The following is a 24,922-nucleotide window of genomic DNA, read 5'->3' on the forward strand; positions in this document are numbered from 1 at the left end:
CCTAGCCTGCTGCCGCGTCCTTGTCGAGCCAGTTCCTGTAGAAACCATTAAGGTAGTTGAACCCTGAAAATACAGTCAAAACCAAAGCCATGTAAAGCACAAACTGGCCCAGGGGTTGAGGGTCGAAGCCGAACCACGGGTAGTGCAGCATGAGGGGGACGAGCGCCACCATCTGAAGCACCGTCTTGATCTTTCCGTACTTGTCTGCTGCGATGACGATACCCTCGTCTGCCGCCATGGCGCGCAATCCGGTGACCATCAGTTCACGGCAGATGATGATGATGGAGACCCACGCAGGTATCCAGTTCAACTCCACCAGCATGACGAGAATCGAGCAGATGAGAAGCTTGTCTGCCAGCGGGTCGAGAAACTTCCCGAAGCTCGTCACCATGTTCTCCTTGCGGGCTATATGCCCGTCGAGGAGGTCAGTGAGCGAGGCGATGATGAAGAACACCACGGCCAGAAGACAGGTGATACGTCCCGGAAAATACAGAAGGACGATGATGAGCGGGACAAGAAGCACCCGGGCCATCGTGATGCGATTGGCTAGATTGAACATCGGACACCTGTCATGGCTGGTCGGTCATAAGGATGTGCTACCGGTACCACACTTCGCCGGACGAGCAAAGCCGCAAAAGGACGCGGCGGCGCCCGCAAGGGACACCGCCGCACTGGAATCAGGCATGGCTGCTGGAAATAGCCTCGAGGCTGTTGCCGACAGCAGCGGCGATATTGTCGGCAAGGGCAAGAAAGCCCTGCTTCGCGTGCGAGTCACCCTCCAGTAGAACAACCGGAACCCCCGTATCGGCAGCAACCACGGTCGCCGGGTCAAGCGGAATGGCTCCAAGGAACGGCAACGCGTACTTCTCTGCCAGTTCGCGCCCTCCCCCCTTCTTGAAGAGGTTGATCTCCTTGCCACAGTGGGGGCAGCACAGTCCGCTCATGTTCTCCACCACGCCCAGCACGTTGGCCTGCGCGTACTGGAGAAAGTTGATGGCCTTGCGGACGTCGGCCAGCGAAATCTCTTGCGGGGTCGTCACGACGACGCAAAGTGCATCGGGAATGGTCTTGAGCACGGTCATATGCTCGTCGCCGGTGCCGGGAGGGGAGTCGATGAGCAGGAAATCAAGATCCCCCCAGTTGACGTCGGCGACGAACTGCCTGATGGCAGCCGTCTTCTTGGGGCCACGCCACAGCACGGCGGTGTCACGATCACGGAGCAACGAGTCCATGGAGACGACATACAGGTTCTCGTTGCACTTCGCAGGGTTGATGAGCCCGCCCCGCTCATCGGCCTCCAGCGTGGCATGAAGGCCGAGAAGGTTGGGCACGCTCGGGCCGTGGATGTCGACATCAAGGATGCCCACCTTGAAACCGCGAGCGGCAAGAGCCGCGGCAGTGTTCACGGTGACGGAGCTCTTGCCCACGCCACCCTTGCCGCTCATGATGAAAAGCTTGTATTTGATCCTTCCGAGCGTCGAGGAGATGAGCTGGTCCTGAATGGCGGTTGCGGCGTCCACGCCGCCCTCGCCGCCCTTGCGACCGGAAGAACACGAACTACAGGATGACATGCGAAACTCCTTGAAGGGATTGGCGCGTTGCCCGTAAAAACGCACCGGGCGTGCCTGCGCGTAAGGTAATGAAAAACACGGCAGCGTCAAGCCAGAGCATGCCAGGGCAGGTCTCGAGACCAAGATGTTCCCGCGAAGCCACCCCATGTACGCCGTGCGCTCTCACCCCGCAAGGTGCCGGACGAGAAGAAACACCGCCACGAAGAGCAGCACCCCGGTGACGAGTAGCCCCCGACGCCCCTCGAGCAGGGTCAGCATCCGGTCGCCATAGTACCGGATGGGCAAGGCAACGAGATAGAAACGGAGCCCCCGATTGACCACGGATGCGAGGAGGAACGAGGGCACGTCCATATGCAGGGCCCCCGCGGTGAGCGCGAAAACCTTGTACGGGGCCGGCGTGAACCCCGCAAGCGCAACGGCCCATCCCCCCCACTCCTCGAACCACCGTCTCATGAGCGAGAACTCGTTCTCCACCCCGTACAGGTGAATCAGCGGCGACCCGAGGGTATCCATGAAATAGCGCCCCACCACGAATCCAAGCAGACCGCCTGCAACGGCACTCACGAGGCAGATGTGGGCAAGACGCATGGCACGCCCCCTGTTCGCAAGGGCCATCGGCACCAGAAGGACCGTGGGGGTGACCGGAAAAAGCGAAGAGTTCGCGAAGGATATGAGCGCGAGGCATGGCAGGGCCCAACGTGTCTCCGAGACACGCGCCACCCAGTCCAGTACGCGCCGCTGAAGTCCGGAAGACATCGACTACCAGCCGTGACAGCCGACAAGGTCGACGAAACTCACCCCACCGCGATTGGAACGGAAGAGCTTTCCGTCACGTTTGCGCACGACGACAAGCTCCTGCGAACGTCGCGACACGCCGACAGGGAGCACCATCACGCCGGGGTCTGCCAGTTGTTCGACCAGAGGGACGGGGATTTCGGGGCCTCCCGCGGTGACGATGATGCGGTCGAAAGGTGCAGATTCGGGCCATCCGAGCGTTCCGTCATCAAGCCTGCACCGGATGCGCGTGTAACGCAGGGCACGCAGCAGGTCGCGGGTTGTCTGGTAGATTTCACGGATGCGTTCGACCGTATAGACATCAAGGCCCATCTCTGCGAGCACCGCAGCCTGGTAGCCTGAGCCCGTGCCTATCTCCAGCACACGCATCCCCGGCTTGGCTTCGAGCAACTGCGACATGAACGCCACGATGAACGGTTGGGAGATGGTCTGTCCGTTGCCGATGGGGAGCGGATGATCTTCATATGCCTGAGCCCGAAGGGCCTCTTGCACGAAAAGATGTCTCGGAACGCACCCCATGGCAGCCAGCACGGCCTCGTCGGAAATGCCACGAGGCATGAGCTGCTGCCGCACCATGCGCTCTCGGTTGCGACGCATGTCCGGTAGGGGCTTCGGATTGCCGCTCATCAGGATGATCTCTCGGAAACAGATAATTAAAAGCAAGTAAGCCACGCTGCGAGTCGTGACGCTCTTGGAGAACAGATTTCAACGCCGAAGTCAACGCCACGCGGGGCTGGCAGGACCAGATGCGTCCACTCGACCACCCTTGACATATGATTCAGGTATGCCACACTGCATCAACATCATTCGAGGGAGTCCGCATGATCTACATTGCCGATCTCATGACGACCAACCTCTTCACGCTCAAGAGGTCCGACTCGTTACGCGATGCCCGTTCTCTCATGCAACTCGCCCGCATCCGCCATATCCCCATCGTCGATGGGCGCGGAGGCTTTGTGGGCCTGCTTACGCACCGTGACATCCTCTCGGCCACCATATCCCGGTTCGCCGACGTGGATGAGCACATCCAGGGAGAAATCGACGCGGGCATTCCCGTCGGAGAAATCATGCAGACGGACGTGGTCACCGTCCCCCCCTCGATGATGCTGCGTGACGCTGCGGAAATCCTGCTTCACAACAAGTACGGCTGTCTGCCGGTTCTCGAAGGGGAACGGCTGGTGGGCATCGTTACCGAAGCGGACTTCCTCAAGCTCACCATCAGTCTGCTGGACGCTGTCGCAGAATCGTGAAGTTCTGTGCCGGTACCTGTCGTCGCTAGCCGTCCGGGACCCAACGGACGGCTTTCATGTTGAAGTAAAAGGATAGATTCATGGCTGCCGCAAAAAACATCTCCGCTCTACTCCTCTCTGTCATCGTCATCGGCCTGCTTGCCGTCGGCGGATACGTCACATTTCAGGACATGAGCGGGCCTGAAGTCACCCTCTCTCCCGCCACCGACCGGGTGTCACCCAAGCTGGATATGGTGCTCGACCTCAAAGACGCCAAGTCGGGCATCCGGGCAGTGACGGTGACCGTCAAGAAGAACTCCAACACCTATGTCGTCTTCGAGAAACATTTTCCCGATGTGCAGTTCCACCAGCGTGTGACCTTCAACCTGAAGGACGCCGGATTGCGCGAAGGGGCCTTCGAGCTTGAAATCAAGGCATCCGACGCATCGCTTGCGGGGTTCGGCAAGGGTAACACCACCACGCGCCGCATGGAGATGCGCATGGACAGTCTGCCCCCGCGCATTTCCGTGAAGACCATGCCCCCCTATGTACGGCGCGGCGGGGTCGGCACGATCGCCTATACCGTTTCCGAAGATGTGCGCACCAGCGGCGTCAAGGTCGGCGACCTGTTCTTTCCCGGTTTCAGGCAGCCCAACGGGGACTACTACTGCTTCTTCGCCTTCCCGCACTTCCTTACAGTGCAGCAGTATGCCCCCGACATCATGGCCGAGGACATGGCTGGCAACGTGACTTCGAGCCGCCTCGCCTTCCGCCCCATCGACAAGCAGTTCCGGCATGACAACATCCCGCTCTCGGACAACTTCCTGAACAGCAAGATGCCGGACTTCCAGGCAGACTTCCCCGATGCCACGAGCATGCTCGACCTGTTCCTCAAGGTGAACAGCGTGATGCGAAAGTCCAACGAGGAAAAACTCCTTGAAGTCGGTCGCAACACGGCATCCAACATGCTCTGGAAGGGAGAGTTCCTGCGCCTGCCCAATTCGGCCAATCGCGCAGGTTTCGCCGACCACCGCAGCTACATCTATGGTGGACGCGTGGTAGACGAACAGACCCACCTCGGACTCGACCTCGCTTCGCTCGCCATGGCCCCCATCCCTGCCGCCAATTCCGGGCGCGTGGTCTTCGCCGGCAATCTGGGCATCTACGGCCAGCTGGTCATCGTCGACCACGGCCTCGGCCTCATGTCGCTCTACTCGCACATGAGCGAGATTGCCGTGAACGTCGGCACCGAAGTCAAAAAGGGGGACATCCTTGGCCGCACCGGGACGACCGGCATGGCAGGAGGCGACCATCTCCACTTCGGCATGCTGGTTTCGGGAGTGCAGGTGCAGCCCATCGAGTGGCTCGATTCGCACTGGATCAAGGACAATGTCATCGACAGGCTCGAGCCCAAAGCCCAATAGCCTGCTTGTGATAGCAATGAAAAAGGCCGCCCCCAGCGGCCTTTTTCATTGTCCCGCGGGTTCACCCGCCGCTGTGCCCCCTTCTCAGACTCTTGCCTTACGCTGCTGGCATGGTACACCTTCCAGCGAAAACCATAACACCAGAGCGAGCCCCATGACTGTTCTATTTTCATACCGGACGGTGTGCAAACGGCTGCTACTCGCAATCGCGACGCTTGGCATACCGGCACATGTGCATGCCGGAGTCGCCCCATCGTTCGATTGCACCCATGTAGAAGCGGGAAGCATCGAAGCCGACATCTGCGCGTCAGACGACCTTGCGATTCTCGATCGGCAAATGGACGAAGTGTACCGGCAGGCCAGACAAAAGGCGACCGACCAGCACCCGCCGACGCTCGCAGCGGAACAGCGAGGATGGATCAAGGGACGTAACGAGTGCTGGAAAAGCCCTGATCGTATGGCCTGCATCCGTGACCAGTACCAGCTGCGCATTGCGGAGCTTCAGGCTCTATACAGGCTTGTCGCAAGCGATGGACCGCATGTGTACGGATGCGACGACGCCCCCGGGAGTGAAGTCGTCATTACCCGTTTCAAGACGACGCCACCGACGCTCGTCGCAGAACGAGGCGATAGCGTCTCACTCATGTATCTCTTTGATGGAGGTGGCGTGTATCAGGGAAGGAATGAGACATTCATTGAAAGAGAAGATGCAGCCACGGTCACGTGGGGTTATGGAGCCACGCCCATGCAGTGCAGAAAACGATAGAGCATCAAGTCACACGACGTCAGCCGGCAGGGAACATGGGTAGCCTTTGCAGACATGAGCCCCGGCAACCTTGCACATCAAAATGGTGAAGAAGTCCCTGACTCCTTGAAACGACCGTGGCCGCGACGAGGACTCTCGCGGTACCCGAGCCAAGACATCTCTTGATCCAGATTGCGCGCTCTCAAGGCATCCCGGCTTCACGGTTGTAGTCGCGTACAGCGCGGTCGACCTGACGCTGGATGCGCTGCATATCTTCACGTGCCGTCCGCACGTATGCCTCTACGCATGCCCTGTAACGCAACATCTCGTTGCGGTAATGCATCCACTCGGAATGCCGGTCGCCCGCCAACGGACGCAAGGGAGAACGGCAGTCAGCCTCCGGGTACTCCCCGCTTGGCAACAGGCTTCCCTCGGCATGGGCTGGAAGCTGTGCCAGCAGAAGACATCCCCCCACCAGTAGGGCAAGTAGTAAACGCATCGTTCCTCCGGGTGTATTCTCGCGTCATTTCCACGGCTACCGTCTGGATGTTTCTCCGTCAATCCCGCGACAGCAGATGGGGGACGACGGCGGCCCCCATCGGTTCAGGATTAGGCACGCATATTGCTTAACTCCCGACCTAACAGGACAAGGGAAAAAAATGCACCCGGAGGGCGTCGTGACTGTCGACGGCATTGCCAACAACATCAACCTGATGATGAATCTCAGCGCGACACGCGAAGGAGAGGCATCCTCACGGGCTACAGCCGGGGCGGAAACCGCGAATCTGGGTAGCATCATCGATGAAGCCCGCCTCTCATCCCTCAGCCCTCGCTTGCGTAACGTCCTTGGTCAGATATCCGAACAAGGCGGAAGCGCTATCGAAGCCCTCGAAAACAACGTCTCATCCCTCCAGGGCGGCTTCATCTCCACCCTTCATGCAAAGCTTGAAGAAGCGGGGATAGACCTGTCCGAAAAGCTGACACTGCGGCTTGACGAGCCTTCTCAGCTTGTGGTCGCATCTTCGCATCCGCAAGCTGAAGCCGTGCAGAAGATACTCGACGCTTCTCCCGAGTTGGGGGAAGCGTTCGGAGAGATTGCGAGCCAGTCCGAGATCATTCGTGACATCGGCAACATCCAGAGGGTGCTGTCCACCCGAGGTGGCGTGGCACAGTATGCACAGGAAGACGCCCGCGATACCGGTCCGTCGTCATATCAGGTGAGCCTTAAGGGTGCGATGTCCCATTTCTGTTTCACACGCAACAGTTGAAGCCCTTGCGCACTTCGTGCTTTCGGGCTAAAGACTTATCTCTTCCGCGTGGCCCTTGCCAACGGTAGGAAAGGATTTATATTTCTTGCAGGCGACAGTTTGAGCGGCTGTTGTCAACGCAAAGCCATGGGGGCGCACTGGTTTCGACGGGGACGTAGAAGCCGGAGTTGCAGGCCGAGGCGCCGCTGGCCTCGTAAAAAGCGGCACAAAAGTAATTGCCAACAATTACGACTACGCTCTGGCTGCTTAATTGACGGCCACGTCGAACCGGTTCACGCCTGATAGACCGGTGAGACGTAACTTCATCAGGCTGGCATCTGACGGCGCTCGCCGCGAAGGGTGCGAGAAAAACAGGTGAGCTGGTCGAAGGTTGCCTGGTCGGGGGCGAAACCTGAGATGACGATTGTACTCGACCTAAGCCTGTAGACGCTTCGTGTGGAACATTCTCGGACGCGGGTTCGATTCCCGCCGCCTCCACCAAGCACACAGCCCCTCAGAAAGCCCGGACGCCTCCAAACGTCCGGGCTTTCTTGATTCTTCAGGGCTTCTCGCGCCCCAGCACATCCGCCAGCAGACGCCATTGTGCGGGGTCATGTATGCGATGATGTGAGTAGAAATGTGAGAAGAAAGCATCCGGGGTGACTCTCTACTCACATGGCGCTCACAGATATTCAGGTAACAGCCTTACAACCATGGACAAAGGCCTATCGCATCGCTGACGCGTCAGGACTATGCCTTGAGGCATCGCCCAATGGTCACAAGCTCTGGCGCTTCCGCTATCGTCTCCAGGCCAAGGCCAATATGCTGGTGCGTGGCGTCTATCCGCAAGTCAGCCTCAAGCAGGCACGGCTTGCCCGGGACGAGGCACATTTGAAGCTCGCGCAGGGCGTCAATCTGTCTTCTCGCGTCTTCACGCGGTTCCGCCCGCAACACCTGGTCTCCAGCCCCGCAGACGTTCAAGTCCCTCGCCTATAATGGCTCGACGCAAAAAAGCCCTGTGCCCCCCTTCCTGCTCAAGGCGCATTGTCCTTGATTCGAGCGTTACAACGCAAGACCAAGGAGAGAGCCATGCACAACGCACCAAGACAGACTACGGCTCAATGCGCCCGTCAGAGGTGCTTGCTGTCTTCCGCATATCGCGCACGCAATTCTGCATGAGCTCCATGCCAAGCCCACAAAGACAGCCGCAGCGCGTTCTTGACGCGCGAAGTGGCCAAGGCGGCATGCGACAAGCTGACCCGGCGGAACAGACAGGAAAACAACACGGCAGATGAAAACAGAACAGGCAGGGAGTTCATCCCTGCCTGTTCTCGTTTGTGGCTATGTGATGCGACTAGGCGTTGTCGCGCTGCATGGTCTCGATGATGTTCTTCAGCCGCTGGGCCTGTTCGGCAAGCTCGGTCACAGCCTGTGCCGACTGCCGCATGGCGTCGCTGGTCTCGGCAGTGATGCGGTTTATCTCGTCCACGGCATGGGCGATTTCTTCAGAGGCGGCAGACTGCTCTTCACTCGCGGTCGCGATAGAGCGCACCTGGTCTGAAGACTTGTCCGACAGCTGCACGATGGTAGCCAGCGAGTTGCCCGCCTTCTCGGCCATGGTCGTCACGGTGACCACTTCCTTCACCGTCTGCTGCACCTGCTCGAAGCTCTCACGCGTTCCGGACTGTATACCGCCGATGGCGTCGCTCACCTCCTTGGTGGCAGCCATGGTCTTCTCAGCCAGCTTGCGCACCTCGTCAGCGACCACGGCAAAACCGCGTCCGGCCTCGCCAGCACGGGCCGCTTCGATGGCGGCGTTCAACGCGAGCAGGTTCGTCTGGTCGGCGATGTCATTGATGACGTTGATGATGCGGCCTATGTCCTCGGCCCTGCGGCCCAGTACGTCCATGTCCTGCTGCAACCGCTCGGCATACTGATTCACGGAGTTGATACCCTTCACCATGTCGCGCACGATGCCCGCCCCGACCTCTGCATTGTCCCGGGCATTGGCAGATGTCTCAGCGGCACTGCCAGCACTACGGGCCACCTCGAGCACGGTGGCGTTCATCTCTTCCATGGCCGTGGCGGTCTCTCCGGTGCGCTGACTCTGGAACTCCGCCCCGCGCGAGGCCTGTTCTATCTGTGCGGCAAGCTCTTCAGAGGCCGCGGAGATGACCTCGACAATGCCCTGAAGGTCACGCGCCGCCTGCAACATGCCGTTCCGCTTGGCTTGTTCGGCGGCCTTGCGGGCTTCTTCGGCCTCTTCAAGGGCTGTCTTTGCCAGCGCAGTCTGCTGTTCGGCCTCCTGCGATTTGGCTTCAGCAGTCTTGATGAGCTCGCCAAGGCTTTCCACCATGCGCTTCAGGCTGCCATGCAGCGTCAGCAGTTCACCAGAGAACCGTGAACTCTCGGGCAACGCATTGAAGTTCCCTGCGGCGATGTCCCCAGATGCACGCACGAGCAGGTCGATGGGGTTGGCTATCGTGCGGGAGATGAACCACGCACAGACCACAAGGATGAGGGCTATCACGGCACCCACTCCGACGATCTTCAGCACGATGGCCCGCGACTCTGCGAATATCTCATCGGTGTCGATGATGACGACAAGCTTCCAGCCTTCAAAACCCGTCAGCACAGAGACCAGACGCTCCTTGCCGCCAAGCTTCGCCTCGAACACGCCTTCACGCATGGCGAATGCATCGCGGAAGAGGTTGTCCTGAATCTCTGTGACTTTCTTGAAGAGGTTGGCCGGGTCTTTCGAGTCTGAAAGCACCACGCCCGAATCTTCGATGAGCACCACATAACCGGTCTCGCCGATGCGAATGTTGGCAATCACCTTGGTCAGGGTAGAGAGGTTGATGTCGATGCCCGCGGCACCGATGGTGCGCCCCGAAGCGTCGACGATGCGCCCCACGGCACTGGTGACAGCCTCGCCCGTGGTCGACTTGTAGGCGTCTGTCATCTGAATACCATCACCGGACACCGCAGCCTGATACCAGCCCCTTTTGCGGGGGTCATACCCGGCAGGCATCTGCATCTCCGATCCGGCAAGAAAACCGCCGTCATCAAACGCTACGAAGGTTTCGTCGTAGTAGGGGTTCGTCTTCTTCAGCGGGGCAAGTACCTCGTAGGCACGCTTGGCGGCTTCCGACATTTCGCCGTAGCGCACGACCTTGGAAGACGACTCATTCACATAACTGGGTACGGTACCCTTCGCCATCTTCATGGCGCTCAAGCTTGAAATGTAGGCTACCCCGTGCTCAGACTCGGAAAAGAATGTGACCAGGAACTCGTTGACACGCTTCAACTGACCAAGAGAACTCTCCTTGAAGTCCTTTTCGGCGTAACTACGCACTTGGTACGAGACGAGAAGGGAGATGCTGCCGATGGCGACCACGATAGCTGCAAGAAACGACAAGATGAGTTTGGCACGAATGGTCATGAGTCACCCCTTGAACGACGCGGTGAAGTGAGGAATAACCCCGGTAAGCCCGAAGGCCGCATTAGAAAAACAAATACAAGAAAATAAAGATCAATCGTTGCCATTTTTCTAACATACTGTATCGGCTCACGTCGATAGTGCTTTACCCACCGCAGAAAATTCAAGTCTACGTGAACCGACTTACGCGAGGTTCGCGCATGCACCATGGCATCTTCAAAGCAGAACAGGCAGGGATTCTCTCCCTGCCTGTTCTGCTACCAGCCCCTGCACAACGTCATCTCACAAGGTATCCCATCATCGTCGCCGTCGATGGCAACGCCGGGACAATGCCGAAGGTAGTATTTCGCCTCTGCACACGAAGTCATCTGGTCGCACCGTGTCTTGCCAGCACACTTGAACTGCGGGTCTGCCTTTGCTGGCGCAGGCAGGTTCACCTCCCTCTGGTGGGAACTCTCTCCCTCAAACTGCGACCACAGAACCGCCAAAACGACAAGGACCATGACCACCACAAGCGCAGCCACCTTTTGTGCGAAGACATCAAGGGCAGAATGACGCCCCCTCCATGCCGCAGGTCTCTGTACCCTGTCGATATAACGCACGACACTGGCGCGAGACCCCTTGGGTGACGGGGGCCCGAGATAGTAGAGCACGCGCTCGCCGACTTCCGGCAGCGGGTGACGCGAACGAAACGCCGAGATATGGGCGAAAACACGCGGCGACCCGTCATCCGGAGAGATGAAGCCAAAACCGCGCTCGTCATTCCACTGTGCAATTTTGCCTTGATCGAACATACGCCCTCGCAACGACCAGCCGCCCCCCTTGTTTTCCCTTTTTGCTCGATCCCCCTCACGCTCAACACATAGCCGCATCACTGTTGCGAGTATGCCAACGAGTATAACACATCATGCAGCGAATAAAGTTCTTTATTGCAGTCGGATGGACAAGTAGCACCCTTCCCGCAACGTCAACCGGACACCCTGCCCCAGAAAACCATGACGCCTCAAAACATCTTTTCTCTATCGATTTCTAAAAGTTTTTTGCCAGCACACGCTCACCTCGTAACGCCATCGTGCGATTGCATGCACAAGGTGATGTGAGTAGAGATGTACGTATAATCAGGGATGTCATAGCCGGTGTTCATGCGACATGACCGGGACGACCCCACTGCCGGACGCCTTCCAACACATCGCACCGGGCATGGCCTTGCAGGTAGCCATTTCCCTTGACTTTTCCCCACCAGAGGTTTTTCTGGCCCGATGCACCAGTTTCTAACACCCCTTGTCGCCATCCTCGGCCTTTGGCTTGGGTTTCCCAATCCACTGGGGCAGGTCCCACTGCTCGCGCTGTTGTACCCGGCAGCCCTCTACGCCTGTGCCCTGCGCGCCTCCACATGGCAGACTGCCCTTCGTTCCGGCTGGCTCACGGGCATGACTGCGGCCTCGGCCTGTCTCTACTGGCTTGCGGTGCCCGTACATGATTTCGGCGACCTTCCGTGGGTGCTGGCCGTGCCTTGCGCCGTGGTCATAGGAGCCTATGTGGGGCTGTATGCCGGGCTGTTCTGCATGGCCACACATCTGTTCCGTGACCGCACGTCCCCGCTTCGGCGAGCGCTGCTTGCGGGGGTGCTGTGGTTTCTTCTGGAATGGCTGCGCGGAGTGCTGTTCACCGGCTTCCCATGGTTGTCGCTCTCTTCGGCGTTCGTGCCCTGGCCCGTTGCAGTGCAATTCGCATCGGTCGTAGGAGGCTATGGTCTTTCTGGCATCATGGCTGCCATAGCCTGTCTCGCCTATGAAAGCCTTCACGGCAGACAGACATCCCTTTGCGCGGCCACGCTGTCCGGGTTCACTCTCGTGATATGCGCATGGGGTATCATGACGCTGTCCACCCCCCTGCCGCAAAGTTCTCCGTTTGGCGCGCTCATGATTCAGGGCAACATCAATCAGGACCAGAAATGGGAAGCGGCCTTTCAGAAGGGAACCGTTGACAAGTATCTGGCCCTGACCCGCCAAGCCCTCGGCGGCGAGCGCCCGCGGCTGGTCATCTGGCCCGAAACGTCGATGCCGTTCTATTTTCAGGAACACAAGACCTACGGCCCGGTCGTCCGTGACTTCGTAAAAGAAAACAACATCGCACTACTGATCGGCACCCCCGGTTATGACCGGAAGACCGGCGCGGGCTACGCCCTTTTCAACCGCGCCTATCTCCTCGGTGCCGATGGCGAGACACTGGGGCATTACGACAAGGAACACCTCGTCCCCTTCGGCGAATACCTCCCCCCCGGCCTGAACCTGCCCTTTCTTGCCAAGCTGCTGCAAGGCGTAGGCGACTTCACCCCGGGAACACGGACACAGCCGCTCAAATTGGGCGACCTTGCCCTCGGTATGCTCATCTGCTATGAAAGTATCTTTCCGGAGTTGGCCTTGCAGCGTGTCGCCGATGGCGCGAATGTTCTCGTCAACATCAGCAACGACGCATGGTTCGGTTTTACGGCAGCCCCCGAGCAGCATATACAGCTGTCGGCCATGCGCGCCGTGGAACAGGGACGCTTTCTGTTGCGTGGGACAAACACCGGCATCACGGCAGCTATAGACCCGCACGGCCGCATCATTGGCCGCAGTAACGTGTTCGTCGACGCGGCCGTTTTTGTCACCGCATCCCCCCTGTCATCGCGGACGGTGTATTTCCACATCGCCGCATGGCTGCCTCTGGCGGGGGTGGCACTGGCGCTGCTGCTTCTGCTTCGCCCTGTCCGGCCTTCGGCATAACATCAATCACATACGAACAGACAATGCTCCACCTACCCGAATTGCGTACACGCAGCACAACCCTTTTCGAACAATTCTCCACGCTATGGGGGCGTCTTTGACCTCGCGGGCAACAGACACCGCCTCTCCGAGATAGAGAAGCAGCTTTCCACGCCGGACGCGTGGAACAATCCCGAAAAGCTCACCCCCGTCCTGCAGGAGAAGAGCATGCTCGAAGGCGAGATCAATCGCCTTGAAGCGCTCGAGACCTGCCGTAACGATGTCTCCGAATGGCTGCTGCTCGCCGAAGAGGACGAAAGCGCAGAGGCCCTCGAATCGCTCGAAGAGCAGATCATCCGCCTCGAGCAGCTCATCGAGGAGACCGAGATGAACCTGCTGCTCTCCGGCAAGGAGGACAGGTTCGCCGCCCTGCTCGAAATCCATCCCGGAGCGGGTGGCACCGAAGCGCAGGACTGGGCCGAGATGCTGCTGCGCATGTACCTGCGCTGGGCCGATACACACGGCTACAAGACGGAATACCTCGACTATCTCGACGGTGACGAGGCGGGCATCAAGAGCGTCACGCTGCGCATTGCCGGCCCCAACGCCTACGGCCTTCTCAAGGGCGAACGGGGCATCCACAGACTCATCCGCATTTCGCCGTTCGACGCTTCGGGGCGCAGGCATACGTCGTTCGCCTCGGTGGACGTCATCCCCGACGTAGGGCAGGATATCAAGATCGAGATCAAGGATACCGACCTGCGCATCGACGTCTTCCGTTCAAGCGGCCCCGGCGGGCAGAGCGTCAACACCACAAGTTCCGCAGTGCGTGTGACGCACATCCCCACCGGTATCGTGGCCCAGTGCCAGAACGAGAAGTCGCAGCACCACAACAAGGATTCCGCCCTTCAGATTCTTCGCGGTCGACTCTATGAGCTCGAATTGAGGAAACTCGAAGAAGAGAAGAAGGCGCAGTACGGAGCGAAGGACGCCATCGGCTTCGGCAGCCAGATACGCACCTATACCCTCCAGCCCTATCGGCTTGTGAAAGACCACAGAACCAACACCGAAGTGGGCGATGTCGAAGCGGTGCTCGACGGCAGACTCGACAAACTGTTGCGGGACTACCTGCTGTACCTGCATGGACAAAAGACGAACTGACCCCGGCAACGGTCATGAGCGTGAAAAGCTCATCGCCGAACTTGAACGCCTTCGGGCGGCCATCGCCGCCATGGACGAGACCGTCCACGAAGGCGGCGGTACGGTTGTGTCTTCACGGCCGAACGCGGACATAGACGCCGTCAGCCTCCCCGTGCAGCCTTGCGTGATGGACAGCCCAGAGGAAGCAATGACCAACTCTTCCGGCGTGTCAGACGCCCCTCCCATTCTGGCCGTCACCCGTCTCTTTCAGGGACTCGATGCGGACACATGGCGCGACATCGCCGAACGCCACCAGCTTGAAGGCTGGTTGCCTGTGGAATTGTCGCGCGACAGCTGCACCAACCTGCGAGAATGGCAGCGCACCATCGAGGAGATGGCACGCCAGCGCGACACCGACCCGCTTACGGGCCTGCCCAACCGCAGGGCTTTCGCAAGGCACCTCGAAGCTGAACTTGAAAGGACGCGCAGAGGACGTGGCGACCTCAGTCTGGTCATTCTCGACATCGACCATTTCAAGTCGGTCAACGACAACTACGGGCACCCCTGCGGCGACGAGGTGCTTTTACGCCTTGCCTCCCAGTTGCAGACCTCCGTGCGCCTCTACGACCTTGCAGCGCGAATCGGCGGCGAAGAGTTCGCCATCGTCCTGCCCGGCGCCTCGGCGTTGAAGGCCCAGGCCCTTTGCGAACGCATCCTGCAACGTTTCGCATCCACCGGAATGGACTGCCCGGGCGTTCCGCCCTTCCATGTCACCTTCTCCGGCGGCATCGCCACCTGTACCACCGGCGTGACCTGCCCGGCGTCCCTTCTGGTGGACAGGGCCGACAAGGCCCTCTACGAGGCCAAGCAGGCAGGGCGCAATCGCATCTACGTCCACCGGGAACCCGGCATCACACATCCTGAACGCAGCACTCTGGTCGAATCCAGCGAAAAACAGTTTCTGTTCTCGGGCAACACAGGGCAGACCAAGCCATGACGACGAACCACACGCTCAGCGTATCCATACTCAGCGGCAAAGGCGGCGTGGGCAAGACCAACATCGCCCTCAATCTGGGCTATTGCCTGCATCGTGGCGGTCATCCGCTACTGCTCATGGACTGCGACCTCGGTCTGGCCAACCTTGACGTGCTGCTGGGCCTCGCGCCTGAACGCACGCTTCACGACCTGCTTCTGGGAGGCGCCAGCATCGATGACGTAGCCGTTCCCATCGAACAGGGCGGGTTCGATTTCATCCCGGCAGCCTCCGGGGGGCCTGAACTTGTCGAACTCGATTCGGACATGCGCTCGCTGTTGCTGCAACGCCTCTCCCCGGCCTTTGCCCGCTACGACTACCTCTTTCTCGACCTTGGTGCGGGCCTTTCACCGACAGTGCTCGCCTTTGCGGCCATGACACGTGTCCGTCTCGTGATCATCACTCCCGAGCCCACGTCCCTCACGGACAGCTATGCCCTCATGAAGGTACTGGCGACACAGCACGGAGTCCGCGATTTCCACGTGATCGTCAATCAGGCCGAAGACCGCGCCGAAGAGCAGACGGCCTACCGCCGACTTGCCGCCGCCTGTGACAAATTCCTCGGCTTCACCCCGGAGTTTCTCGGTGGTATACGGCTCGACAAGGCCCTGCCCGAAGCGGTGCGTCGTCAGAAACCGCTGATGCAGACAAACCCCCGTGCCCTTGCGGCACAAGACATTTTCGCCATCGCCGTGAAGCTGCAACGGCTCCGCACGGCGTTGTTGCCCCAACTGGCTGAAGAACCCGTCTTGCGGGCGCTTCCGGCCGATGACTACTAACCCGTTGATACTTCGCACTTCCTGACATATGCAGTGACTGCGGCATCCACTCAGCGCGCACTACGGAGACTCGAATGAACAAGAGCGAACTCATCAGAACCCTTTCGGAAGAGACCAACATCCCCATCGAAGAAGCCACCATCGTAGTCAACACCTTCATCGACAACATGAAGGATTCGTTGCTGGCAGGCGACCGTGTCGAGATTCGCGGTTTCGGCAGCTTCAAGATCAAGGATTACGGCGGTTATTCCGGTCGCAACCCCAAAACCGGCAAGATGGTCGACGTCGAACCCAAGCGACTGCCCTTCTTCCGCGCAGGCAAGGAACTCAAAGAGTTCCTCAATGAGCAGCAGTAGCCGTATCGCGGGGCTGCTGATAGCCATCACGGCGCTTCTGGCAGCGGATTCCGCGCTGGCGGCCCCGCTTCTTCGCATCCTCTACAACGCCGAAACACGCGGGGCCCTGTACCCCTGCCCATCTTGAGGTGGTGCCACCTATGGCGGGCTGGCCCGGAGGGCTGGCGTACTCGGAGAGTTGCGAAAAGATACGGGCATTCCCACGCTCTTCATCGTCGGTCCCGGCGAATTCGCCCCGGACAACGGTGAAGACGGGGCCGGGAGACTGGCGGGGCTGACCCGTAAGGGATACGACCTGCTGAAGGTCGATGACGGCTACCTGTCGCCGAAGGCGGCCCAGTGGTTCATGACGCACGCCGGTGGCACTCCCGACGGTTTTCGTAGCGTCGACGGGCCACCGCAGACGCGAATACATACGGTGAACGCCCTGCGTGTCGCCGTGGTCTTCTTCCCTCCGCTGCCACAGGGCGTGGACGACCCGACACCCGAAATGGTGCGGGACGCCCTTTCAGCGGGACGCAAGGCACGCTCCGGGGCCGACCTCGTCATCGGGGTCAGTGCATGGGGCAGCCTGAACGAACGCGACATGCTCCCCCGTTGCGAGGGTGTCTTCGACATCCTCTTCGGGTCGGGTACGGGGTCTGCGTTCGATGGTACAGTGGACGGCGTCGCGCCGGGTGTGCTGTGGGCGCGCCCCGAACGTGACGGCAAAGGCGTCAATGTGGTCGAGGTGCTGGCCCTCCCGCAACCGGGACAACCCAACGACTGGGTTCCGGGCATCACCATCGCCACGCGGTACATCATGCTCTCCGACACCGTCGCGCACGACCCTGCCATGGAGGCGGTCATCGGCTCGGTCCCGCCCGTAACGGCGGAATAGACGGCAAGGAGCAAGGAGCAACGACATGAGCGGCAAGAAGGCCACTGTGCCCTTCCACAAGCTGCACGGCTGCGGCAACGATTTCGTCTTCATCGACAACCGCCACCTCAAACTGTCCGTCGAAGCCATGCCCGACTGGGCCCGCAGTATCTGCCGACGCGCCTTCGGCGTGGGGGCCGACGGACTCGTCTTTCTCGATACCGCACCGCAAGGGCATGAAGCCGACTACATCTGGCATTTCTACAATGCCGACGGCTCCCGTGCCGAGATGTGCGGCAACGCCTCGCGCTGTGCCGCCGTCCTTGCCGTCGATCTAGGCTTTGCCGGACCGCGCCACGCCTTCGGCACCGATGCCGGCATCGTGCACGCCGTCGCCGATGTCGAAGCCGGATACGCCAAGGTTGAACTCACCCGGCCGCGCGACCTCGCAGCGGGGACGACTCTCGAACTGGAAGGGACGCCGTTCACAGTGCATTTCGTCAACACCGGCGTCCCGCATGCCGTAGTGTTCTCCGACTCCGTGGATGGCCTCGACCTGCGCAGGCTTGGTGCTGCCCTGCGCTATCACCCCCACTTCTCACCCGCAGGCACCAACGCCAACTTCGCCTCCATCATAGACCGCCGCACCATTCATCTGCGCACCTACGAACGCGGCGTCGAAGACGAGACCTACGCCTGCGGAACGGGTGCCGCAGCCACGGCTTTCATCGCCCATACGCTGGGATTGACTGATGCCAGCGTGGGTGTAAGAACGTCAGGAGGCGAAGTGCTTGGCATCGACATCGAAGATGGTTCCATTTTCCTCTCCGGCAAGGCGGTCAGGGTGTTCTCGGGCGAGATGCACCCTGAAGGGCTGGGGCTGACGCTGCCCTAGGCGGCGGAACATGGACGGGGACCGGCAGCCCCGTCGCAAGCAGCAAGGAGTCACCATGCAGTTCACTGGAGCCTTTACCGCCATCGTCACTCCGTTCCGCAATGGTCGCGTCGATGAAGAGCGATTTCGCGAACTCATCGAATGGCAGATAGAACAGGGCATCAACGGCCTTGTTCCCTGCGGGACTACGGGCGAATCCGCCACTCTCAGCCATGACGAGCATCGCGACGTCATCCGCATCTGTGTCGAGCAGGTCAAGGGCCGCATTCCCGTACTGGCAGGCGCGGGTTCGAACAACACGCGCGAGGCCATCGACCTCACCCGCTTCGCCAAGGAAGCCGGTGCCGACGGCGCGCTGCTCATCACCCCCTATTACAACAAGCCCACACAGGAAGGACTGTACCTGCACTTCAAGGCCATCGCCTCCGAGGTGTCGATGCCCTTCATCGTGTACAACGTCCCAAGCCGGACGGGCACGAACATCTGCCCCGAGACTCTGGCGCGCCTCAACCGTGACATTCCTGAAGTTGTGGGCGTGAAAGAGGCCACGGGCAACCTCATTCAGGTCTCCGAGATTCTCGAATACTGCGGAACCGACTTCCAGGTACTCTCCGGCGACGACTTCACCGTGCTGCCCCTGCTTTCCGTTGGCGGCTGCGGGGTCATCTCCGTCACGTCCAACGTCGTTCCCGCCAAGATGTCGGACATGTGCCGGGCCTTCAAGGCGGGCGACCTTGCCACTGCACGGCGGCTGCACTTCGAGCTTTCGCCCATCAATCGCGCCATGTTCCTCGAAACCAACCCCATCCCGGTCAAGACGGCCCTTGCACTCATGGGCCGCATCGACCTCGAGATGAGGCTCCCCCTCTGCCCCCTGCAACAGGTCAACCAGTCGCGTCTGCGGGACATCCTTGCGGCAGCGGGCATCCTGTAACGGTGCAGTGCTTCGACCACGAAAAGCCACCCTCCGGGTGGCTTTTTTTACGCCCTGCCCCGAGACTGTCTCATCCCCCGAAGGCGCACTCCGCATCGAGACAGACGACGTCATCGCGTTCGAGGCCTGCCACCCGTCGCCCTCCGCCCAATCGGCACCTCGCACCCTGCCGTCGTGCACCGAGTAGCCCACCTGCGCCACGGCAACACAGACACCAGTCGACGCAGGCAGCAGCACCGGCAATGCGCATCAGGCCATAGCTTGTGCCACACATCATATGAGGAGCACACCGCAACACACCTAAAGGTTGCGGAAGGACGTCCGTTACATCTAGAATATGGCAAACAGGAACCATCCTATCCGGGGGACATCATGAAATTCCGCAGTGCTGGTGCCCAGCTGGCAGCCTTCTCCTCACTACTCATCCTCGTCGTCATGCTCGCATTCATCGGCATTGCAATGTACTCTGCCTATTCCGGCGTTCTCGCCACCGAGACGCACAATATGGCCCAGTCCACCCGCCAGATAGAGACGTCCCTTGACGACTTCATCTCGGGGCACGCCCTCACCGCGAAAGGGCTGGCCCAACAGAAGACAGTTGCCAGCACCCTCGCCCTCGGAAGCGCCAGCCTTGTCGTCCGTGACCAGATTTCCCAGACGATCAAAGGCAATGCCGCCTATGCAGCCGTCATGGCATTCAACGACAAGGGCATCATCCTTGCCGGACTCACGTCAACCGGTGCCGACCTCACAGGCAAAACGCTTCCGGCTTCGGATATTTTGCCCAGCATCATGGGTGGCAAGGACTTCATCGGACGCGAAGCCTTCAGGGACAAGGACACGGGACGCGTCGTCATCACCGTGGCTTCACCCATTCTCACCGTCACCGGCGTTGCCGCAGGCGGCATCTGTATCGCCCTCGACATCGACACCTTCTCGAAGCGCTTCATCCAGCCCATGCGGTACGGCGCGGACGGCTATCCCTTTGTTCTTGATGCCAAGGGCATCATCGTTGCCCACCCTGACAGCAGCCTGCTGCTGAGTGATGTTTCACAACAGGCCTTCGTGCAGCGCGTCCTTTCAAACAGTGAGGGCGTGTTCGACTACGACTGGAAGGGGCGCACCAAAGTGCTTGCCAGTGTCACCTCGAAGGTCACCGGATGGAAAATCTGCGCCAGTGCCTATGAAGACGACATAGCAAGCATCGCCCGCAAGCAGCGCGACATCCTCGCCGTTGTAGGCGTCATCGCCCTTGGCATCATGGCTGCTGCCATCGCCCTAATGAGCCGCAGCATGGTCACGCGCCCCACGGCCCTGCTTTGCGAATACGCCAACGCCATCGCGGGGGGGAATCTCAACGCGCGCCTTGAGGGAACGTTCCGGCACGAACTTGGCACACTCGCCGACGCCATGGGACGAATGGTCGAAGACCTGAAGCACCGCCTCGGATTCGCGCAGGGGGTGCTTAACGGCATGGTCGTTCCCGTGCTCATCGTCGACCGCGAAGAACGCACCCTCTTCATCAACCAGCCCTGTCTGGACATGCTGCAACTGGACGGCACGCCCGAACAACAGCACGGCCGGACACTGGCAGAGGTGTTCTACAACGACCCCGGCCGCCAGACCGCCGTCGGACGCGCCATGAACGAGCGCAAGGCCATCACCAACATCGACGTGACCATAAAAGGCCACAAGGGTGGTGAAGTGCAGGTGCTGGCCAACGTGACCTACCTGGCAGACACCGACGGCAACATCTTCGGCGGTTTCTGCCTGTACCTTGACGTGACGGAAGCGCGTCGCCAGCAGGCCTTCATTGCGGAACAGAACAAGCGAATCGGCGAGGCCGCGACACAGGCCGAGACTGTCTCGCAAAACCTCTCAGAAGCGGCTGCGACCCTTGAAGGGCAGATTGATCAGGCGGCACGCGGTTCCGACATCCAGCGGCAGCGCACCGCCGAAGCGGCAACGGCCATGGAGCAGATGAACGCCTCTGTGATGGAGGTGGCCCGCAATGCGGCCGGTGCCGCCGAACAGGCCGAGACAGCACGTCACAAGGCGCAGGAAGGCGCCTCGGCACTCGACGATTCGGTTCGCACCATACGCGAAGCCAAGCAGCTGGCCGACACCTTGCGCGAACACATGGGCGAACTCGGCAAACAGGCTGAGGACATCGGCCGCGTCCTCGATGTCATCGCCGACATTGCCGACCAGACCAACCTGCTGGCACTGAACGCCGCCATCGAAGCTGCACGCGCCGGGGAAGCCGGACGGGGCTTTGCCGTTGTCGCCGACGAAGTACGCAAACTGGCCGAGAAGACCATGAACGCGACCCGGGAGGTCGACACCGCGATCAAGGGTATCCAGACGAGCGCAAGGTCGAACATCGACAACACCCGCAAGGCCACCGACGCCATCGAAGTCGGCACGGGCATGGTGGGGAAGTCGGGCGAGATTCTGCGCGAGATAGTGCGGCTGGTGGAGACGACAGCCGACTCCGTGCGCAACATCGCCACGGCTTCAGAGGAACAGTCCGCTGCCAGCGAGCAGATTACCCGTTCCACCGACGAGATAAACCGTATCGCGTCTGAGACGGCAGACGCCATGCAGCAGTCCGCACGGGCCGTGCAGGACGTGGCGAGCCTTGCCGATGAACTGCACGGTGTCATTGAGGAGATGCGCCGCCAGTGACCCCGCACGGACGTAGAAGCTGAAAGCTGCGACGACACGGGGCCCGCCATCCATCCGGATGGCGGGCCTTGACTCATCTGCTCGGGAAATCGTCAGGAGACAGGGGGGACTACGGCACAAGCACTGTGACGGTGGCGGGTGCCCCGGTACCCCCGACAAGAGGAAGCGGTGCCACGATGATCAACGCCCCAGAAAGCGGCGCGGCATCGAGCGACCCCAGACATTCCACGACGGCACACCCCCGAGAGAGCGCCGTCCTGTTGCACGAGAACGACGCATCGTCGGGAGCATCCACCCCGTGCGTGTCGATACCGATGCCACCGACATGACGCTCGGCGCACAACCACTGCACAGCACCGGGTGCGAACGAAGGAAAGCGTATCGCATCCGAGTCGCCCGTCCTGCCGAAGTAGGCTCGCGGGTCATCCCAGTGGCGATGCCAGCCCGTATTGCAGGCCACGAAGGCGCCCCGTGGAATACGCCCGAAACGGTTTTCCCACGCTTCAAGGTCATCCATGCCGCAAGTGCACCCGCTATCCAGCCCCGCGCGCTTGCGCAAGTCGATAATGACAAGCGGTGCCACCAGCGGCCATGATGCCGCATCCTCCAGTGACACGCCATCGGGCAGGAAGGATGAGGGCGCGTTGACGTGGGTTCCGCTGTGCTCACCCATGCGAAAGGCCCGCAACCTGTACCCTTCGGTAGAGAACGTGGCCACTGTCTCTGCCACCATGGAAGGATCGTCGGGCCAGAGTGGCATGGCAGGGGTTATGGGCTGCGTCGCGTCGATGACACGCCGCCACCTAGCCCATCCGGCCCTGTCACACGCACGCCGCCCCGTATTCTCGGCAGGCCTGCGCTCAACGGGACAAGCGACGGAGGCATCAGGCGCAACATCACACTTCAAATCAACGCGTTCTGCACTGCCCTGAAGGGCCGGGCTGGCTTTCGAGGCGACCAGAGTCTCAGCGTCTGCGCATTCCTCAGGGAAGGCCATGACACGTCCGCCCGCTACACTTTCAGAACCACGTCCATGACCAGCTTCGCCCCCTGCAGCATGAAGGGCGCCGGTTGCCGACGATTCCTCTGCAGAACGGACCGTTCCATGACCAGCCTGTACAGCGGCAGCCGCGTCCGGTGCCTTTGATGGCTTATACACTGTCACCTCCGGCGAACATCGCGTGGGGAGAGCATCTTGGCAGGGTCCAGAAGCTCTTCGAACTCCTCCGGCGTCATGATGCCCTCGGCCTGCAGCACCTCGGGCACGGAACGCCCGCTCTCCTGCGCCTCCTTGGCCAGTCGGGCGGCGGTCTCATAGCCTATCACCGGAGCAAGCGCCGTGACGACCCCGAGAGAATGCCGCACAAGCTCGAGGCACCGTTCGGGGTTGGCGGTGATGCCGACAACACACCGCTCGCGCAGGGTGCGCGACGCCTTCGTGAGCATCTGCAACGACTGGAAGAGGTTGAGGGCGATGACAGGCAGAAAGACATTGAGTTCAAGCTGCCCCCCCTCGGCGGCGAAGGTCACCGTGAGGTCGTTGCCGATCACCTGATAGCAGACCTGATTGACCACTTCGGGAATGACGGGGTTGACCTTGCCCGGCATGATGCTCGACCCCGGCTGCATGGGTGGCAGGTTGATTTCATGCAGACCGGTGAACGGCCCGGAAGCAAGCAGCCGCAGGTCGTTGCATATCTTCGACAGCTTCACGGCCACGCGTTTGAGCAGACCGGACAGCATGACATAGGCACCTGCGTCACTGGTCGCCTCCACGAGGTTGGCGGCGGTGACCAGAGGCAGACCGCATATATCCGCGAGACGTTCACGTACCAGCGAGGCATATCCCGGCACACTGTTGATGCCGGTGCCGACGGCCGTGGCACCTATGTTCACCTCGCACAGCAGACGCGCAGCGTCATCAAGCCTGTCGATGTCCTCGCCGATGGTGACGCCCCATGCCGCGAATTCGGCACCCAGCGTGATGGGGACCGCGTCCTGCAACTGGGTGCGCGCCATCTTGATGACCCCGGCAAACTCGTCACCTTTCGCGTCGAAGGCGGCCCGCAGGTCGCGCAGCGCCGTTGACAACTCGCGTGCATACCAGACGAGGGCGATGCGTAGCGCCGTCGGATAGACATCGTTGGTCGACTGCGAGAGGTTCACGTGATTGAGAGGGCTTATGACCTCATAGCGCCCTTTCGGGTGCCCCAGGAGTTCCAGCGCCCGGTTGGCGATGACCTCGTTGGCGTTCATGTTCACCGAGGTTCCCGCCCCGCCCTGGATGACATCCACGGGAAACTGGTCGTCGAACCTGCCCGCGCGCACGTCGCGGCAGGCATTGACGATGGCTTCACCGACGCCCGCATCAAGCAGACCGAGTTCCATGTTGGCGAGGGCCGCAGCCTTCTTGACGGCGGCGAGTGCCTGTATGAACCGCGGAAACGTCGCCACCGGCATGGCCGTTATCTGGAAATTCTCCAAGGCACGCAATGTCTGCACGCCGTAGTAGACACCGGCAGGAACCCGTTTTTCTCCGAGGCTGTCACGTTCTGTCCTGTATTCCATCTCGCGCTCCGTATGCTTCCGATATTCCGTATGAAGCTCCGCGGTTGTGACAAGACACGCTTGTTCTTGCGTGTTCAGCAACAGCCTCGCACGAGGTCATCAAGAGTGCAACCATGCGCATCAAAACAGGAACGCCCCGCACCGTTTCCGGGGCGGGGCGCGACAGGCACACGACAACCCCGTTCGGGGTTGCGCCACCTGCGGCGGCCTGGCCGCCGGGTGGAAAGGCGCGGGGAACCCGTGCCTGCTCCCTTTGCCGGGTTGCAGACCACAGTCTGCAACATGAGACGCCCCGCACCGTTTCCGGGGCGGGGCGCGACAGGCGCACGACAACCCCGTTCGGGGTTGCGCCACCTGCGGCGGACAGGCCGCCGGGTGGAAAGGCACGGCACGCGGTCGCTCACGGCGCGGGGAACCCGCGCCTGCTCCCTTTGCCGGGTTGCAGACCACAGTCTGCAACATGAGACGCCCCG

At 60.7% G+C, this 24,922-nt stretch carries 23 protein-coding genes, 1 other RNA gene and 1 pseudogene; 16 read left to right on the top strand and 9 right to left on the bottom strand.

Annotated features, from left to right (window positions below; all coding sequences use genetic code 11):
- Position 1: 1 nt before the first annotated feature.
- From pgsA to DVU_RS08775, 4 genes are all read right to left on the bottom strand, one after another.
- Positions 2-559: a CDP-diacylglycerol--glycerol-3-phosphate 3-phosphatidyltransferase gene (gene pgsA, locus DVU_RS08760; RefSeq protein WP_010939132.1), complete on the bottom strand. Its 558-nt coding sequence runs from the start codon at positions 557-559 to the stop codon at positions 2-4.
- A 118-nt stretch (positions 560-677) separates the two neighbouring features.
- Positions 678-1,571: an Mrp/NBP35 family ATP-binding protein gene (locus tag DVU_RS08765; RefSeq protein WP_010939133.1), complete on the bottom strand. Its 894-nt coding sequence runs from the start codon at positions 1,569-1,571 to the stop codon at positions 678-680.
- Between the two features lie 162 nt (positions 1,572-1,733).
- Positions 1,734-2,327, bottom strand: a complete 594-nt coding sequence (locus DVU_RS08770; protein WP_010939134.1) for a YqaA family protein — start codon at positions 2,325-2,327, stop codon at positions 1,734-1,736.
- Between the two features lie 3 nt (positions 2,328-2,330).
- Positions 2,331-2,993, bottom strand: coding sequence for a protein-L-isoaspartate(D-aspartate) O-methyltransferase (locus DVU_RS08775; protein ID WP_014524381.1), 663 nt, complete (start codon positions 2,991-2,993; stop codon positions 2,331-2,333).
- 194 nt (positions 2,994-3,187) lie between these two features.
- On the opposite strand from DVU_RS08775, the gene DVU_RS08780 reads away from it, so the two are divergent.
- The 3 genes from DVU_RS08780 (at position 3,188) to DVU_RS08790 (ending at position 5,785) form a co-directional block, all read left to right on the top strand.
- Positions 3,188-3,616, top strand: coding sequence for a CBS domain-containing protein (locus tag DVU_RS08780; RefSeq protein ID WP_010939136.1), 429 nt, complete (start codon positions 3,188-3,190; stop codon positions 3,614-3,616).
- 80 nt (positions 3,617-3,696) lie between these two features.
- The gene (locus DVU_RS08785) at positions 3,697-5,019 is read left to right on the top strand and encodes a M23 family metallopeptidase (RefSeq protein WP_010939137.1); all 1,323 of its coding nucleotides are present in this window, start codon (positions 3,697-3,699) and stop codon (positions 5,017-5,019) included.
- A gap of 154 nt (positions 5,020-5,173) precedes the next feature.
- Positions 5,174-5,785, top strand: coding sequence for a lysozyme inhibitor LprI family protein (locus tag DVU_RS08790; RefSeq protein WP_010939138.1), 612 nt, complete (start codon positions 5,174-5,176; stop codon positions 5,783-5,785).
- 181 nt (positions 5,786-5,966) lie between these two features.
- Here the strand turns inward: DVU_RS08790 and DVU_RS08795 are convergent, their stop codons facing one another.
- Entirely contained in the window at positions 5,967-6,263 is a 297-nt protein-coding gene (locus DVU_RS08795; protein ID WP_010939139.1) for a hypothetical protein, read from the bottom strand.
- Between the two features lie 178 nt (positions 6,264-6,441).
- On the opposite strand from DVU_RS08795, the gene DVU_RS08800 reads away from it, so the two are divergent.
- The 3 genes from DVU_RS08800 to DVU_RS08810 all read left to right on the top strand — a co-directional run bounded on the left by DVU_RS08800 (position 6,442) and on the right by DVU_RS08810 (position 8,007).
- Positions 6,442-7,032 (top strand): hypothetical protein, encoded by a 591-nt coding sequence (locus DVU_RS08800; protein WP_223295150.1) that lies wholly within the window; start codon positions 6,442-6,444, stop codon positions 7,030-7,032.
- A 128-nt stretch (positions 7,033-7,160) separates the two neighbouring features.
- Positions 7,161-7,512, top strand: a transfer-messenger RNA (tmRNA) gene (gene ssrA, locus DVU_RS08805).
- Between the two features lie 174 nt (positions 7,513-7,686).
- The gene (locus DVU_RS08810; protein ID WP_010939141.1) at positions 7,687-8,007 is read left to right on the top strand and encodes an Arm DNA-binding domain-containing protein; all 321 of its coding nucleotides are present in this window, start codon (positions 7,687-7,689) and stop codon (positions 8,005-8,007) included.
- Between the two features lie 358 nt (positions 8,008-8,365).
- On the opposite strand, the gene DVU_RS08815 is transcribed toward DVU_RS08810, so the two are convergent.
- On the bottom strand, positions 8,366-10,453 hold the full coding sequence (locus tag DVU_RS08815) for a methyl-accepting chemotaxis protein (protein WP_010939143.1): 2,088 nt from the start codon (positions 10,451-10,453) through the stop codon (positions 8,366-8,368).
- A 254-nt stretch (positions 10,454-10,707) separates the two neighbouring features.
- Positions 10,708-11,322 carry a cold shock domain-containing protein gene (locus DVU_RS08820; protein ID WP_319417549.1) on the bottom strand — a complete coding sequence of 205 codons (615 nt, stop codon included), beginning with the start codon at positions 11,320-11,322 and terminating at the stop codon, positions 10,708-10,710.
- 387 nt (positions 11,323-11,709) lie between these two features.
- On the opposite strand from DVU_RS08820, the gene lnt reads away from it, so the two are divergent.
- The 10 genes and pseudogenes from lnt to DVU_RS08865 all read left to right on the top strand — a co-directional run bounded on the left by lnt (position 11,710) and on the right by DVU_RS08865 (position 21,881).
- Positions 11,710-13,218, top strand: a complete 1,509-nt coding sequence (lnt, locus tag DVU_RS08825; protein ID WP_010939146.1) for an apolipoprotein N-acyltransferase — start codon at positions 11,710-11,712, stop codon at positions 13,216-13,218.
- A gap of 23 nt (positions 13,219-13,241) precedes the next feature.
- A protein-coding gene (gene prfB / locus DVU_RS08830; protein ID WP_010939147.1) for a peptide chain release factor 2 occupies positions 13,242-14,358 on the top strand; the annotation gives its coding sequence in 2 pieces (ribosomal slippage) (positions 13,242-13,316 and positions 13,318-14,358; 1,116 coding nt in all).
- A complete protein-coding gene (locus DVU_RS08835) occupies positions 14,339-15,334 on the top strand; it encodes a GGDEF domain-containing protein (RefSeq protein WP_010939148.1) in 996 nt (331 codons plus the stop codon). Before prfB ends, DVU_RS08835 begins: the two co-directional genes overlap by 20 nt.
- Positions 15,331-16,149, top strand: coding sequence for a MinD/ParA family protein (locus DVU_RS08840; RefSeq protein WP_010939149.1), 819 nt, complete (start codon positions 15,331-15,333; stop codon positions 16,147-16,149). Before DVU_RS08835 ends, DVU_RS08840 begins: the two co-directional genes overlap by 4 nt.
- A gap of 74 nt (positions 16,150-16,223) precedes the next feature.
- Entirely contained in the window at positions 16,224-16,505 is a 282-nt protein-coding gene (locus tag DVU_RS08845; protein ID WP_010939150.1) for an HU family DNA-binding protein, read from the top strand.
- On the top strand, positions 16,492-16,632 hold the full coding sequence (locus DVU_RS16705) for a hypothetical protein (protein WP_010939151.1): 141 nt from the start codon (positions 16,492-16,494) through the stop codon (positions 16,630-16,632). Before DVU_RS08845 ends, DVU_RS16705 begins: the two co-directional genes overlap by 14 nt.
- A 12-nt stretch (positions 16,633-16,644) precedes the next feature.
- Positions 16,645-17,385: pseudogene (locus tag DVU_RS08850) on the top strand (UshA-like (seleno)protein family 2); the annotation flags it as partial.
- A 25-nt stretch (positions 17,386-17,410) separates the two neighbouring features.
- Positions 17,411-18,259: a diaminopimelate epimerase gene (dapF, locus tag DVU_RS08855; RefSeq protein ID WP_010939153.1), complete on the top strand. Its 849-nt coding sequence runs from the start codon at positions 17,411-17,413 to the stop codon at positions 18,257-18,259.
- A 55-nt stretch (positions 18,260-18,314) separates the two neighbouring features.
- Positions 18,315-19,193, top strand: coding sequence for a 4-hydroxy-tetrahydrodipicolinate synthase (gene dapA, locus DVU_RS08860; RefSeq protein WP_010939154.1), 879 nt, complete (start codon positions 18,315-18,317; stop codon positions 19,191-19,193).
- A gap of 372 nt (positions 19,194-19,565) precedes the next feature.
- The gene (locus tag DVU_RS08865) at positions 19,566-21,881 is read left to right on the top strand and encodes a methyl-accepting chemotaxis protein (protein WP_010939155.1); all 2,316 of its coding nucleotides are present in this window, start codon (positions 19,566-19,568) and stop codon (positions 21,879-21,881) included.
- A gap of 109 nt (positions 21,882-21,990) precedes the next feature.
- Here DVU_RS08865 and DVU_RS08870 read toward each other — a convergent pair whose 3' ends face one another.
- Positions 21,991-22,671, bottom strand: a complete 681-nt coding sequence (locus DVU_RS08870) for a cyclase family protein (RefSeq protein ID WP_223295155.1) — start codon at positions 22,669-22,671, stop codon at positions 21,991-21,993.
- A 371-nt stretch (positions 22,672-23,042) separates the two neighbouring features.
- Positions 23,043-24,449, bottom strand: coding sequence for an aspartate ammonia-lyase (locus tag DVU_RS08875; protein WP_010939157.1), 1,407 nt, complete (start codon positions 24,447-24,449; stop codon positions 23,043-23,045).
- Positions 24,450-24,922 lie beyond the last annotated feature (473 nt).

It is taken from the genome of Nitratidesulfovibrio vulgaris str. Hildenborough (genome assembly GCF_000195755.1).
Classification (GTDB): Bacteria; Desulfobacterota; Desulfovibrionia; order Desulfovibrionales; family Desulfovibrionaceae; genus Nitratidesulfovibrio; species Nitratidesulfovibrio vulgaris.